The organism is Bacillus sp. JFL15 (assembly GCF_001184225.1).
Taxonomy (GTDB): Bacteria; Bacillota; Bacilli; order Bacillales; family Bacillaceae; genus Bacillus; species Bacillus siamensis.
On sequence record NZ_KQ236689.1, the window covers coordinates 779,096 to 790,896 of the forward strand.

16 protein-coding genes and 1 riboswitch are annotated in these 11,801 nt (G+C 46.6%); all 16 genes read right to left on the reverse strand.

Translation table 11 applies throughout. The features are described 5' to 3' along the window. Window positions 1–3: 3 nt before the first annotated feature. Window positions 4–447, reverse strand: coding sequence for a Fe-S cluster assembly sulfur transfer protein SufU (sufU, locus tag AD710_RS03895; protein ID WP_003151877.1), 444 nt, complete (start codon window positions 445–447; stop codon window positions 4–6). Further along, on the reverse strand, window positions 437–1,657 hold the full coding sequence (gene sufS, locus AD710_RS03900) for a cysteine desulfurase SufS (protein WP_045926011.1): 1,221 nt from the start codon (window positions 1,655–1,657) through the stop codon (window positions 437–439). The genes sufU and sufS overlap by 11 nt, the downstream gene beginning before the upstream one ends. Further along, window positions 1,657–2,970 (reverse strand): Fe-S cluster assembly protein SufD, encoded by a 1,314-nt coding sequence (gene sufD / locus AD710_RS03905; RefSeq protein WP_049627323.1) that lies wholly within the window; start codon window positions 2,968–2,970, stop codon window positions 1,657–1,659. Before sufD ends, sufS begins: the two co-directional genes overlap by 1 nt. 17 nt (window positions 2,971–2,987) lie before the next feature. Next, window positions 2,988–3,773 (reverse strand): Fe-S cluster assembly ATPase SufC, encoded by a 786-nt coding sequence (gene sufC / locus AD710_RS03910; protein ID WP_003151872.1) that lies wholly within the window; start codon window positions 3,771–3,773, stop codon window positions 2,988–2,990. A gap of 177 nt (window positions 3,774–3,950) precedes the next feature. After that, the gene (locus AD710_RS19480; RefSeq protein WP_016938011.1) at window positions 3,951–4,103 is read right to left on the reverse strand and encodes a YuzK family famiily protein; all 153 of its coding nucleotides are present in this window, start codon (window positions 4,101–4,103) and stop codon (window positions 3,951–3,953) included. Between the two features lie 192 nt (window positions 4,104–4,295). Beyond that, window positions 4,296–4,673: a carboxymuconolactone decarboxylase family protein gene (locus tag AD710_RS03915; RefSeq protein WP_031306536.1), complete on the reverse strand. Its 378-nt coding sequence runs from the start codon at window positions 4,671–4,673 to the stop codon at window positions 4,296–4,298. A 92-nt stretch (window positions 4,674–4,765) separates the two neighbouring features. Beyond that, on the reverse strand, window positions 4,766–5,581 hold the full coding sequence (gene metQ / locus AD710_RS03920; protein WP_016938010.1) for a methionine ABC transporter substrate-binding lipoprotein MetQ: 816 nt from the start codon (window positions 5,579–5,581) through the stop codon (window positions 4,766–4,768). Window positions 5,582–5,594: 13 nt separating this feature from the next. After that, window positions 5,595–6,263 (reverse strand): methionine ABC transporter permease, encoded by a 669-nt coding sequence (locus AD710_RS03925; protein ID WP_016938009.1) that lies wholly within the window; start codon window positions 6,261–6,263, stop codon window positions 5,595–5,597. Next, entirely contained in the window at window positions 6,256–7,281 is a 1,026-nt protein-coding gene (gene metN / locus AD710_RS03930) for a methionine ABC transporter ATP-binding protein MetN (protein WP_016938008.1), read from the reverse strand. The genes AD710_RS03925 and metN overlap by 8 nt, the downstream gene beginning before the upstream one ends. A gap of 105 nt (window positions 7,282–7,386) precedes the next feature. Then, window positions 7,387–7,493, reverse strand: a riboswitch (SAM riboswitch). Window positions 7,494–7,604: 111 nt separating this feature from the next. Then, a complete protein-coding gene (locus AD710_RS03935; protein ID WP_049627324.1) occupies window positions 7,605–7,955 on the reverse strand; it encodes an SCP2 sterol-binding domain-containing protein in 351 nt (116 codons plus the stop codon). Between the two features lie 96 nt (window positions 7,956–8,051). Beyond that, on the reverse strand, window positions 8,052–8,372 hold the full coding sequence (locus tag AD710_RS03940; protein ID WP_016938005.1) for a thioredoxin family protein: 321 nt from the start codon (window positions 8,370–8,372) through the stop codon (window positions 8,052–8,054). Window positions 8,373–8,379: 7 nt separating this feature from the next. Next, on the reverse strand, window positions 8,380–8,742 hold the full coding sequence (locus AD710_RS03945) for a toprim domain-containing protein (RefSeq protein WP_080752458.1): 363 nt from the start codon (window positions 8,740–8,742) through the stop codon (window positions 8,380–8,382). A 69-nt stretch (window positions 8,743–8,811) separates the two neighbouring features. Then, window positions 8,812–9,048, reverse strand: a complete 237-nt coding sequence (locus tag AD710_RS03950) for a YusG family protein (RefSeq protein ID WP_016938003.1) — start codon at window positions 9,046–9,048, stop codon at window positions 8,812–8,814. Window positions 9,049–9,102: 54 nt separating this feature from the next. Continuing rightward, a complete protein-coding gene (gene gcvH / locus AD710_RS03955; protein ID WP_003151844.1) occupies window positions 9,103–9,486 on the reverse strand; it encodes a glycine cleavage system protein GcvH in 384 nt (127 codons plus the stop codon). Window positions 9,487–9,545: 59 nt separating this feature from the next. After that, window positions 9,546–9,902: an arsenate reductase family protein gene (locus AD710_RS03960; protein WP_049627325.1), complete on the reverse strand. Its 357-nt coding sequence runs from the start codon at window positions 9,900–9,902 to the stop codon at window positions 9,546–9,548. 113 nt (window positions 9,903–10,015) lie between these two features. Continuing rightward, window positions 10,016–11,800, reverse strand: a complete 1,785-nt coding sequence (locus tag AD710_RS03965; protein WP_049627326.1) for an acyl-CoA dehydrogenase family protein — start codon at window positions 11,798–11,800, stop codon at window positions 10,016–10,018. Window position 11,801: the final 1 nt, after the last annotated feature.

Sequence of the window (11,801 nt, forward strand, 5' to 3'; positions counted from 1 at the left end):
CTTTTAATTGCCGCCTTTTTCGCCAGCGACTCCTTTTTCAAGTGCTTTCCATGAAAGGGTGGCACATTTAATCCGGGCCGGGAATTTCGAAACGCCTTGAAGGGCTTCAATATCCCCGAGATCTATTGAGTCGTCATACTCTTTCCCTTGCATCATGTCTGAGAAAATCTTAGACATGGAAAGGGCGGTATCAATATCTTTTCCTTTAATCGCCTGCGTCATCATGGAAGCTGAAGCCATGGAGATGGAGCAGCCTTCCCCTTCAAACTTCGCTTCCTGAACGGTATCGCCGTCAAGCTTCATTGTCAGTCTGATCCGGTCGCCGCAAGTCGGGTTGTTCATATCGACGACGATGCTGTCATCCAAAACCCCTTTGTTGCGCGGATTTTTGTAATGATCCATGATCACTTGTCTGTATAATGTATCTAAATTTGCATTAAAAGACATTTGTAAAGTACTCCTTTGTCTTTTGGAGAGCTTCCGCGAGCTTATCGATCTCTTCCTCTGTATTATACAGATAAAAACTCGCTCTCGCAGTAGCAGATACATCCAGCCATTTCATGAGCGGCTGGGCGCAGTGATGGCCGGCTCTGACCGCAATGCCCTCAGCATCAAGGACAGTCGCGACATCATGAGGGTGAACCTCATCAAGGTTAAATGTCACAAGGCCCGCCCGCTCTTTCGGTCCGTATACCGTCACGCCGTCGAGCTGTTCGAAACGGTCAAGCGCATAGGCCGCAAGCTTATGCTCATGCCGGGAAATCTCGTCGAGTCCGACCTCTTCAAGAAAATCAATCGCGGCTCCCAATCCGATCGCGCCTGCAATAATCGGCGTGCCTGCTTCAAACTTCCACGGAAGCTCTTTCCAAGTTGATTCATAAAGCCCTACAAAGTCGATCATCTCGCCGCCAAATTCAGCCGGCTCCATATTCTCAAGCAGTTCTTTCTTGCCGTACAGCACGCCGATTCCCGTCGGGCCGCACATTTTATGGGAAGAAAGCGCGAAGAAGTCGCAATCCAGATCCTGAACGTCGATTTTCATGTGCGGTGTGCTCTGCGCTCCGTCCACCACGATGACCGCGCCATTATCATGAGCGATTTTGGCGATTTCTTTAATCGGGTTGATCGTACCGAGCACGTTTGACACATGAGCGACCGCCACGATCTTCGTATGGCTTGTGACAGTCTGCCGGACGTCTTCCAGCGAAAGCGTGCCGTCTTCCTGCATCGGGATATACTTTAAAGTCGCACCGGTTGCTTTTACAGCCTGCTGCCACGGGATGATATTCGCATGATGCTCCATTTGGGTGATGACCACTTCATCACCGGGTTTTAAGCTGGCGCGGGCATAGCTCAGCGCCACCATATTCAGTGAAGTTGTCGTGCCTTTTGTGAAAATGACCTCAGCCATTGACTTCGCATTGATAAACTTACGGACTTTTTCACGCGCTCCTTCATAGCCGTCTGTCGCTCTTGTTCCAAGAGTATGAACGCCTCTGTGAACATTGGAGTTGTATTTGCTGTAATACTGATCCACTGCTTCAATGACTGACCGCGGCTTCTGAGAAGTCGCCGCGCTGTCAAGGTACACGAGGTCATGTCCGTTCACTTGCTGATGAAGGATCGGGAACTGTTCACGAATATCAGTGATATTCATTATTTTACTTTCCTTTCGATGACGGAGACGAGCTGTTTCTTAACTCCTTCAATCGGAAGTTCTTTTACTACCGGAGCAAGGAATCCGTAAATGACTAAGCGTTCTGCTTCTTCTTTCGGAATTCCGCGGCTCATCAGGTAGTAAAGCTGGATCGGATCCACACGGCCGACAGATGCCGCATGTCCTGCAGTTACATCGTCTTCATCAATTAAAAGAATCGGGTTTGCGTCGCCTCGTGCTTTTTCACTCAGCATCAGGACGCGGGATTCCTGTTCAGCGTTTGCTTTAGACGCGCCGTGCTCAATTTTGCCGATGCCGTTAAAGATGGAAGATGCGGCATCTTTCATGACTCCGTGCTTCAGGATATAGCCTTCGGAAGCTTTACCGAAGTGAATGATCTGCGTCGTAAAGTTTTCCGTCTGTTCTCCTCTTCCGACAACTACGGTTTTCGTATCGCCGTATGTGCCGTCTCCATAGAGGTTTGTCGTGTTTTCAGAAATCGTGTCGCCGTCGTTCATCAGACCGAGCGCCCACTCGATTTTGCTGTCGCGTCCGCGCGCGGCTCCGCGGCGGTTGACGTATGTTGTGACGCCTGCTGACAAGTTGTCAACGGCACCGTACGTCACGCTGGCATTATCACCTGTGATTACTTCACTGATAATATTGAATACAGCTTCTTTCGGATTCACTGTGCTGATATAGTTCTCAACGTAAGTGACGGAGCTGTGGTCTTCAGCGACGATCAGCACGTGGTTGAACAATGCCGTGTCATTGCTTTCATGAACGTAAACGGCCTGAACAGGCGTCTCCACCTGAACGTTTTTAGGAACATAAAGGAATGCCCCGCCGTTCATTAATGCCGCATGAAGCGCAGTCAGTTTATGCTCGTCGACCTTTACGCCGTCTTTCATGAAGTATTTCTCAACGAGGTCGCTGTGCTCACGGGCAGCCGTTAAGATGTCCGTGAAAATAACGCCTTTGTCTTTCAGCTCTTTAGAGAGAGACAGGAATGCTGGCGTTTGGTCACGCTGCACATATAACGTTTTGTCTTCATTTTCAATATCGATCAGCGCTTTTGCTTCATCAGCTAAATCTTCCAAAGAAGCAAGCGGCGCGTTTTCTACTGTATGCTTGTTGAACTTTGTAAAGTTCCAATTTGTGATTTTTGTTTTATCAGGCTTAGGCAGCGGCAGATCTTCAGCTTTTTCAAGAGCCTGTAAGCGCAGGTTTTTCAGCCAGGCAGGTTCTTGATGCTTTTCGGAAAAGCCTTTGACATATTCCTGATCTACGGATAGTTTCGTTTCCAATGTCATGTTAATCCCCCTAACGCTTACGCTTCTTGGCCTACAGTTTCGTCTTCAATGCCGAGTTCTTGTTTAATCCAGTCATAACCTTCCGCTTCAAGGCGCTGTGCAAGCTCCGCACCGCCTGATTTCACAACGCGTCCCTGCATCATAACGTGAACGACATCCGGCGTGATGTAGTTCAGAAGGCGCTGATAGTGAGTGATCATTAAGCAGCCGAAGTTTTCGCTGCGCATTTTGTTGATTCCTTTAGAAACGACTTTAAGCGCATCGATATCAAGACCTGAATCGATCTCGTCAAGAATGGCGATTTTCGGCTCGATCATCATAAGCTGAAGGATTTCGTTGCGTTTTTTCTCTCCGCCTGAGAAACCTTCGTTCAGGTAACGCTGCGCCATTTCAGGATCCATTTCAAGGAACTCCATGTTTTCGTCCATTTTGCGGATGAATTTCATAAGAGAAATTTCATCGCCTTCTTCGCGGCGTGCGTTAATCGCAGAGCGAAGGAAGTCGGCATTCGTCACACCGCTGATTTCACTTGGGTACTGCATCGCAAGGAAAAGACCCGCCTGAGCGCGCTCGTCCACTTCCATTTCCAGTACATCCTTGCCGTCAAGCGTGATGCTGCCTTTAGTGACTTCGTATTTCGGATGTCCCATAATCGCTGCAGAAAGCGTTGATTTACCGGTACCGTTCGGCCCCATGACAGCGTGGAATTCGCCGCCTTTTATTTCAAGGTTTACACCTTTTAAGATCTCTTTTCCTTCGATTTCAACGTGAAGATCCTTGATCGTTAATGTTGAAGCAGCCATATCTATACCTCCAAAAATATATAATCATTATTCTCAATTTATTCTCATTCTAATTTTATAACAAATGAAAAGTAAATACAACTTTTTATATTACCCGGAACATTCCTAAAGTTTATCAAAGAACCGGACGTAGTTAAAGCTGTTTGAAACAGAAAAAGGGCGGAATTCCACCCTTTTTTACTGACCGATTTTCTCATTAAACTGCGCTGCGAGGAACTTGCTTTTTTGGTACTCAAGCTCCCTCTGCCGTTCGACTTCCATCCTTTTTGAAAGACGCCGTCCGTATTCCTCGTAGCCGATGCCGTGTGATTTCTGCATCGCTTTTTCCATTTCAGGCGTATAGTCAAGGTCCAGTCTCTCGTGGCTGGTGCAGATAATGAATCAATCCCTTCATCTATTTGCTTCTATTGTAACAATGATCCTCTGCTCCGGCCAAAGGGAGTGTGCCCCTGAATCCTTTCGAATGTGCCGGTAACCGGCGCTGGCTTTATCTGAAAAACGGTATTCATACGATTGCTCTTTCTAATGCGTTGTATGTCCGAATTCCTGAATACACTGCTGCACGAGGGTTACTCCCTGACTGAGAGCCGCGCCTCCCCCGAATGCCGCCGCAACGCTGATGACCTCAAGGATGTTTTCCTCTGTCGCGCCCTGATCAAGACAGCCTTTCGTGTGATAAATCATGCAAAATTCATCTTGAGCGCTGATGCTGATGCCCAGAGCGATTAATTGTTTCTCTTTTTCAGTTAATGAATCCGCTGAAAAACACTGTTCAGTAAATTCATTAAATTTCCGCCCCATCATCGGCATTTTTTGCTCGAATATGCCTAAACCTTCTTTATATTGTTTCAATGCGTCATGCACGCTTTTTCCGTTATCCTGGTATTGAGCCACTGCCATTCCCTCCAATCGTTAACCTTCCTTTTTATTATGGACAGTTCTCCGATTAATACCCAAAAAAAACCCCGGATGATCCATCCGGGGTTTTTGCTTTATTCAGATACAGGAAGCACGGCTCCGTCGTATTTTTTCTCAATAAAGTCTTTGATTTTCTTAGAGTGAAGCACTTCCATAAGCGCTTTGATTTTCGCTGATTTTTCGTCACCTTTGCGTACGGCGATGATGTTTGCGTACGGGTTGTTTTTCGTTGATTCCACTTGAATCGCATCTTTTAACGGATTCAGTTTGTTTTGAATCGCATAGTTGACGTTAATGAAGACTGCATCGCCTTCTTCTTCATTATATGCTTTCGCCGTTAATTCAGGGGCGATTTTTTTGAATGTCAGGTCTTTCGGGTTTTTCGTAATGTTTTTCGTAGTGGCGTCAATTGTTTTTACCTTCGGATCAAGAGTAATCAATCCGGCTTTTTCAAGCATCGCCAGCATCCGGCCTTGTTCAGCGACGTTGTTTGTCATGATGATGGTCGCGCCTTTAGGCAGGTCTTTCAGTGTTTTATATTTTTTCGTATAAATACCGAACGGCTCAAGGTGAACGGCTCCGGCATTCACGAGTTTGTAATCTTTATTTTCTTTCATTTCCTGTTCAAGGTAAGGAACGTGCTGGAAGTAGTTTGCATCCACTTCTTTATCAGCTAACGCTTTGTTGTACATTTTGTAATCGTTCAGCACTTTTACTGTTAATGTGTAGCCTTTTTCCTTCAGGAGCGGCTCCGCTTCTTTTAAGATTTCAGCGTGCGGCGTCTTTGTCGCAGCGACGACGATTTCCTTTTTATTTGAGCCGTTTGATCCGCAGGCGGCCAAAACTCCCGCGAACACAAGCAGCAGCGCACTTAGTACAATCTTTTTCAATGTAAATCCTCCCTTATCTTTTGTCTATTATATTTGTAATCACATCACCGATGATTTGAATGATAAAGACGATGATGAGTATAAATACAGTTGCTACAAACGTTACATCCGTATTATTGGACTGGTACCCCTCTACATATGCAAGGTTTCCGAGTCCGCCTGAACCGATGGCGCCGGCAATGGCGGTAGATCCGATCAGGGCGATGGCTGTAACGGTGATGCCCGAAATTAACGCAGGCATTGATTCAGGAATCAGCACTTTGAAGATAATCGTCGATGTCTTTGCTCCCATTGATCTGGCAGCTTCGATGACTCCTTTATCGACCTCACGCAGCGCGATTTCAACAAGCCGGGCATAAAACGGCGCGGAGCCGATAATCAGCGCGGGCAATGCCGCGTTCGGCCCTAAAATCGAGCCGACCAAAATCTTAGTAAAGCCGAGAAGCAGAATAATTAAAATAAGAAACGGAATAGACCTGAAAATATTAACGACCGCCGCAATCACAGTGTTAATGATTTTATTTTCCCATAAGCTTCCCTTGCCCGTTAAAAAGAGCAGAAGACCGAGAATCGCTCCGATGACAAATGAAAAGACTAAGGCGATGACCGTCATATAAAGGGTCTCGTATGTGGCCGTCCACAGCTCGGTTAAATCAACGTTCGGGAACCATTTTTCAAACATTTGTGATCACCTCTGCTTCTACCTGTTTGTCTTTGATGAACCGGATCACGTTTTCTACTTCTTTTTCCTGACCGTCAATATGGATGAATAAAGAACCGTAGGCTCCGTCCTTCGTCTGTGAGATTTTCCCCTGCAGAATATTGACGTCCACATCAAAGTTTCGGATCATCTCCGTAATGAGGGGCTGCTCGGCGGCCTGCCCGACAAATGAAAGCTGAATCGTTTTTCCTGTCGCGGTTTCCTGCAGAAAATGCTGGATGGTTTCTTTCGTCTCCTCCGGCTCTGTCACCTGCTGAACGAAACGCTTGGTCATCGGTTCGCGCGGGTTTCTGAAGACTTGGAGCACTTCGCCTTCTTCAACGACTTTCCCGTTTTCCATAACGGCGACTCTGTTGCAGATTTTTCGGATGACGTGCATTTCATGAGTAATGAGCACGATCGTCAGACCGAGTCTGTCATTTATATCGGATAAAAGATCCAAAATTGAATCGGTCGTCTGCGGGTCGAGCGCTGATGTTGCTTCATCGCACAGAAGGACTTTCGGATTATTGGCGAGCGCCCGGGCGATGCCGACACGCTGCTTTTGACCGCCGCTCAGCTGTGACGGATAAGACTTTTCTTTCCCCTCTAATCCGACCAGTTTAATCAGCTCATCGGCGCGGCGGACCCGTTCGCTTTTTTTCACGCCGGCGATTTCCAGCGGAAACATAATGTTCTCCCGGACGGTGCGCGACCACAAAAGGTTAAAATGCTGGAAAATCATGCTGATTTCCTGGCGCGCTTTTCTCAGCCCGCGGCTGCTTACTTTATTTAATTCCGTCCCCGCAACTTCCACGATGCCTGACGTCGGCTTTTCAAGGCCGTTCAAAAGACGGATTAAGGAACTTTTACCAGCTCCGCTATATCCTATAATTCCAAATATTTCGCCCTTTTTGATATCAAGAGTGACATCTTGGACAGCATTGACATCCCCATGCTTCGCTTTGTAAATTTTTGAAACATTTTGAAGATGGATCAAAGCAATCACCTGCCTTACACTATTCTAAGAAATCTTCCGGTTTTCTACGCAAAAGAAAAGCCTTTCTGCAAAAATGAGCAGAAAGGCTTATTGAAAAAGGCCTTTCTCTCATCTTTCAAAGCAGACCGCTTTGAGTGAATTGGCACCATTTCAACATCGTTGATGGTTGCCGGGCTTCATAGGGCACTTCCCTCCACCTCTCTTGATAAGAGAAAACATATCGTATTTTCGTCCGGAAATTCTTACTGTAGAATAGCACGGCGAATGATAAAAAGTCAATAAAATAAATAATGGAAGCTATTGTCACATAGTAGATTGGCAGTTTACGGCCGTTTGCTGATCGTCTGAAAAAATCCGTTTGTCAGCCAGAGGATGGCCTCCAGCTTCAGCAGGGCTCGGAATGATCCTTTCACTTTGAGTTTTCCGCTTTGGATGAGCTTCTGCAAAGAGACATCACCGTGCAGGAGATGGATGATTTCCGCCTGGTTTCCGTAAAAGGTCAAATTAGATTTTTCCTTTGAAACCGCCGTTTTTCTCATTTCTCCCTGTCCGTTAATTGAGACCGTTAAGGCTTCTTTTTCTCCCTGGAATGTAATCAGCAGCGTTGAGGCGTTTAATAGCGGTTTCAAAAACAGATGCTGTCCGTCATTCTCCAAAACTTCTATTTTCTCCACTCGTATAACCTCCCGTTTTAATGGCCATACATACACTTTCTCTTTTTAACGGACAGAACCCTTTATAAACCGCACGACATTTTCCTGTAAAAATTGTCACATCGGGAACGTTTGCGATGTTTTTTGTTTAATCAGCTCATATAAATAGGAAACGGAGCGGAAGGCGTATCCTTTCTCAACAAGCTCTCCGCCTTTAAACAGCAAAAAGCACGGAACGCTCTCAATCTGATAGGCTTTGGCGAATGCGGGGGAATAATTCACGTTGTTTTTATAGAAGGCGGTGCCGGGCAGCATTTCTTCGACGACAGAAAGCATCTTGGACGCCAGCTGGCATGTGCCGCAAAACGGGGTGTACAAATACAGGAGATAGACGTCATCCTGAATCAATTCGAGTTCATTTTCTTGGAGTTCTTTCATTTTGATTTCACCTCAGGTCGTTCTTTTTCAAAAATACAGGGTCTGCATCAAGGCCGGCTCTGATCAGCACGGATGCGAGATGATGGCCCGGGCACGACTCGACTTGCCTGTATGTTCTGTCTATATAGATATGGCGCGCTTCGGGAAGCTCTCGTTTCAGCTGTTTTCTTAATTTTTCTCCGGAGTCATCTGCGTCCGTTAATATAAACACGTCTCTGTCAAACAGGCGGTCCGCCAAATCTTCCAGTTCGGTTTGGCCGATCGTCCCGTTTGTGCAGACGATTTCCGCGGGTTCGATGAGCACTTCTCTGACTTTGATTTTATCCGATTTTCCTTCTACGATGATCACCTTTTCATCTCCGTTGAACATAAGCGCATCACCTGCCGATTGTTTTAGCATCAGATTAAAAAAGAAGGCAGTGAAATTCACCGCCAACTGTTAACACCAGCCGTTCTCATAATCGCAATCCACATATTTCGGATCACTGCCGTTTATGACATCGGCTGTTTTATAAAATTTTTGATTCTCAAATGAAAAGCCCTGTTTGAGCTCGTACTGGTTCATGCCTGTCATCTCGCCGATGGCTTCATTTTCATGAAACAAGGAAAACCGGCCGTTTTGAAAGCGGCCCGTGACGTTTTCCGTCACATCGACCTTTTGTTTATCAAAAGCCATATTAGACACCTCCCGTTACAGATAGAATGTCCAAATGGCCCTTTGGCTATCCGATCAGTCTTCCTGTGTCATTTCGTCATATTGCTCGGAAGTCATGAGGTTTTCGATTTCTTCAGCATCAGCCGGTTCCACGACGATCATCCACGCTTTTTCATACGGAGACTCGTTTACGAATTCAGGGCTGTCATCAAGGTCTTCGTTCACTTCCGTCACCGTTCCGTTAATCGGTGCGTACAATTCGGATACGGTTTTGACGGATTCTACGCTGCCGAATGGCTCGTCCGCTTTAATTTCAGCGCCGACTTCCGGAAGCTCGACAAATACGATATCGCCAAGTTCGGCTTGCGCGAAATGTGTAATCCCGATACGGGCTTTTCCGTCCTCAACTTTGACCCATTCGTGCTCTTTGGAATAACGCATATCTTTCGGTGTGCTCATCTAAATCCCTCCAATTTTTTCTTATAATAAGAAGATACCATAATTCTTAGAACGCGGCATTACATCCAATATTTTTCGAATTGGTCTTCTTTGAAGCCGACAGTGACTTTTTCGCCGTCTGTCGTAATCGGGCGTTTCAGGAGCATACCGTCAGATGCCAGAAGGTCAAGCTGTTCATCCTCTGACATGTGATACAGTTTTTCCTTTAGGTTCAGCTCGCGGTATTTCATGCCGCTCGTGTTGAAAAACTTTCTCAGCTCAAGGCCGCTCTTCTCATAGAGGTCTTTAATTTCTTCTTTCGACGGAGTTTCCTCCACAATATGTATTTCGTTTATTTCCTTACCGCGGTCTTCCAGCCATTTTTTCGCATTACGGCACGTTCCGCATTTAGGGTACCAGTAAAAATTCAACGACATCTTCTTCACCCCTTGTAAATGATCGTCGTTATTTTAACACAATCACTTGTAAAAACCTATAACGTTGCTTCATGAAAAAGCGCTCCGGATGAAGGAGCGCTTACAGCATGTGATCAGACGATATATTTTTCTTCACGGAAGACAGCGGCAGCCGCTTCACGTTTTTTCTGAATGAGGTTTTTCGGTGTCAGGCGCGTCAGTTTGCGCAGCACGGAAAGCATCATGCGGAGGGAATCTCCTTCCTCCATGGCGATCAGTGATTCTTTCGCATGCGCTTCAATATTCTGAAGGGCTTCCTGGGCAAAGATTTCCGTATATAACAGCTTTTGCGCGGCTTTTTCGGCACCGTCCGCCGCAATCGCTTTTTCCGTTCTGAGGACGGCAGATTCCAAAGCGTACACCGCGCTGACGATATCAGCGATGTTCACCATGATTTCCTGCTCGCCTTCGATCTCTTTTCCGTATTTCTGCGCCGCGAGCCCCGCTGTCAAGAGGGCGATCTTTTTCGCCTGTCTGACAATGTATTTTTCCTGTTCAAGAGGCTCTGAGCCAGGCTCTTCAGGCATCAGCATCATGAGCTCTTCCTGGAGCGCCTTCGCTTTTTCAAAGAGCGGAAGCTGCCTTTTTACAGCTTTTTTCAGGAACGTGCTCGTTACGATCAGGCGGTTGATTTCATTTGTGCCTTCAAAAATTCTGTTGATTCGCGAGTCACGGTAGGCGCGCTCCACTTCATATTCCTGCATAAACCCGTAACCGCCGTGAATTTGAACGCCTTCGTCGGCAATGTAATCAAGCGTTTCAGATCCGCACATTTTGTTGAGCGAGCATTCAATGGCGTACTCGGCGATCGACTTTGCGACTTCGCGTCCGTCTTTTTGCGCTTCTTCCGTCAGCCTGCTCATATTATCTTCGAATAAGCCCACTGTCCTGTATACAGAGCTCTCCATGGCGTAAAGCCGTGCCGACATTGTCGCAAGCTTTTCCTGAGTGAGCGTGAAGCTTGAAATCGGTGTTTTAAATTGCCGGCGCTGGTTTGCGTAAGCGGCAGACAGCTCAATCACCCGTTTAGAAGCGCCGATTGTGCCGACAGCAAGCTTGTAGCGTCCGATATTCAGGATATTAAAGGCGATGACATGGCCTTTTCCGATTTCGCCGAGAAGGTTCTCTTTCGGCACTTCCGCCTGATCTAAAATCAGCGTTCTCGTCGATGAACCTTTAATCCCCATTTTTTTCTCTTCAGGGCCCGTTGACACGCCCGGATAATTTTTCTCTACGATAAATGCGGAAAACTTATCTCCGTCCACTTTTGCGTAGACGACAAAGACATCTGCAAAGGCGGAGTTCGTAATCCATTGCTTTTCTCCGTTGAGAATATAATGTGTGCCCGCTTCATTCAAAACAGCCGTCGTTTTCGCGCCGAGGGCATCTGAACCTGAACCGGGCTCAGTTAAGGCGTATGCCGCGATTCTTTGTCCTGAAGCCAAGTCCGGCAAATATGTTTTTTTCTGTTCTTCCGTTCCGAAGAACACGATCGGCAATGAGCCGATACCGACGTGAGCGCCGTAAGATAGCGAAAAGCTGCCGGCACGCGAAAATTTTTCCGTAATGAAGGCTGAACTGATTTTATCCAAGCCGATGCCGCCGTACTCTTCTGGCACGTCTGCTCCGAGGAGGCCCAAGTCTCCGGCTTTTCTGAGCAGTCTGACTGAATGCTCAAACTGATGGTTTTCAATTTCATCAATATAAGGAAGCACATCGTTTACGACATAGTCTTCTGTCGTTTTGCCGATCATTTTATGTTCGTCTGTAAAGTCCTCCGGAGTGAATATTTGATCATATCCCGTCTCCTCAATCAGAAAGCTGCCGCCTTTTTTGACGTTGACCGTTTCCTGTTTCATG

Excerpts from the sequence above, each read along its gene's own strand:
- AD710_RS19480 (WP_016938011.1), bottom strand. The coding sequence starts at position 4,103 with ATGGAAAAAGCGATGCAGAAATCACACGGCATCGGCTACGAGGAATAC.
- AD710_RS03950 (WP_016938003.1), bottom strand. The coding sequence starts at position 9,048 with ATGGCTTTTGATAAACAAAAGGTCGATGTGACGGAAAACGTCACGGGC.
- AD710_RS03945 (WP_080752458.1), bottom strand. The coding sequence starts at position 8,742 with ATGTTCAACGGAGATGAAAAGGTGATCATCGTAGAAGGAAAATCGGAT.
- AD710_RS03925 (WP_016938009.1), bottom strand. The coding sequence starts at position 6,263 with ATGTTTGAAAAATGGTTCCCGAACGTTGATTTAACCGAGCTGTGGACG.
- gcvH (WP_003151844.1), bottom strand. The coding sequence starts at position 9,486 with ATGAGCACACCGAAAGATATGCGTTATTCCAAAGAGCACGAATGGGTC.
- AD710_RS03915 (WP_031306536.1), bottom strand. The coding sequence starts at position 4,673 with ATGGCAGTGGCTCAATACCAGGATAACGGAAAAAGCGTGCATGACGCA.
- AD710_RS03960 (WP_049627325.1), bottom strand. The coding sequence starts at position 9,902 with ATGTCGTTGAATTTTTACTGGTACCCTAAATGCGGAACGTGCCGTAAT.
- sufU (WP_003151877.1), bottom strand. The coding sequence starts at position 447 with ATGTCTTTTAATGCAAATTTAGATACATTATACAGACAAGTGATCATG.
- sufD (WP_049627323.1), bottom strand. The coding sequence starts at position 2,970 with ATGACATTGGAAACGAAACTATCCGTAGATCAGGAATATGTCAAAGGC.
- sufC (WP_003151872.1), bottom strand. The coding sequence starts at position 3,773 with ATGGCTGCTTCAACATTAACGATCAAGGATCTTCACGTTGAAATCGAA.
- AD710_RS03965 (WP_049627326.1), bottom strand. The coding sequence starts at position 11,800 with ATGAAACAGGAAACGGTCAACGTCAAAAAAGGCGGCAGCTTTCTGATT.
- AD710_RS03940 (WP_016938005.1), bottom strand. The coding sequence starts at position 8,372 with ATGAAAGAACTCCAAGAAAATGAACTCGAATTGATTCAGGATGACGTC.
- sufS (WP_045926011.1), bottom strand. The coding sequence starts at position 1,657 with ATGAATATCACTGATATTCGTGAACAGTTCCCGATCCTTCATCAGCAA.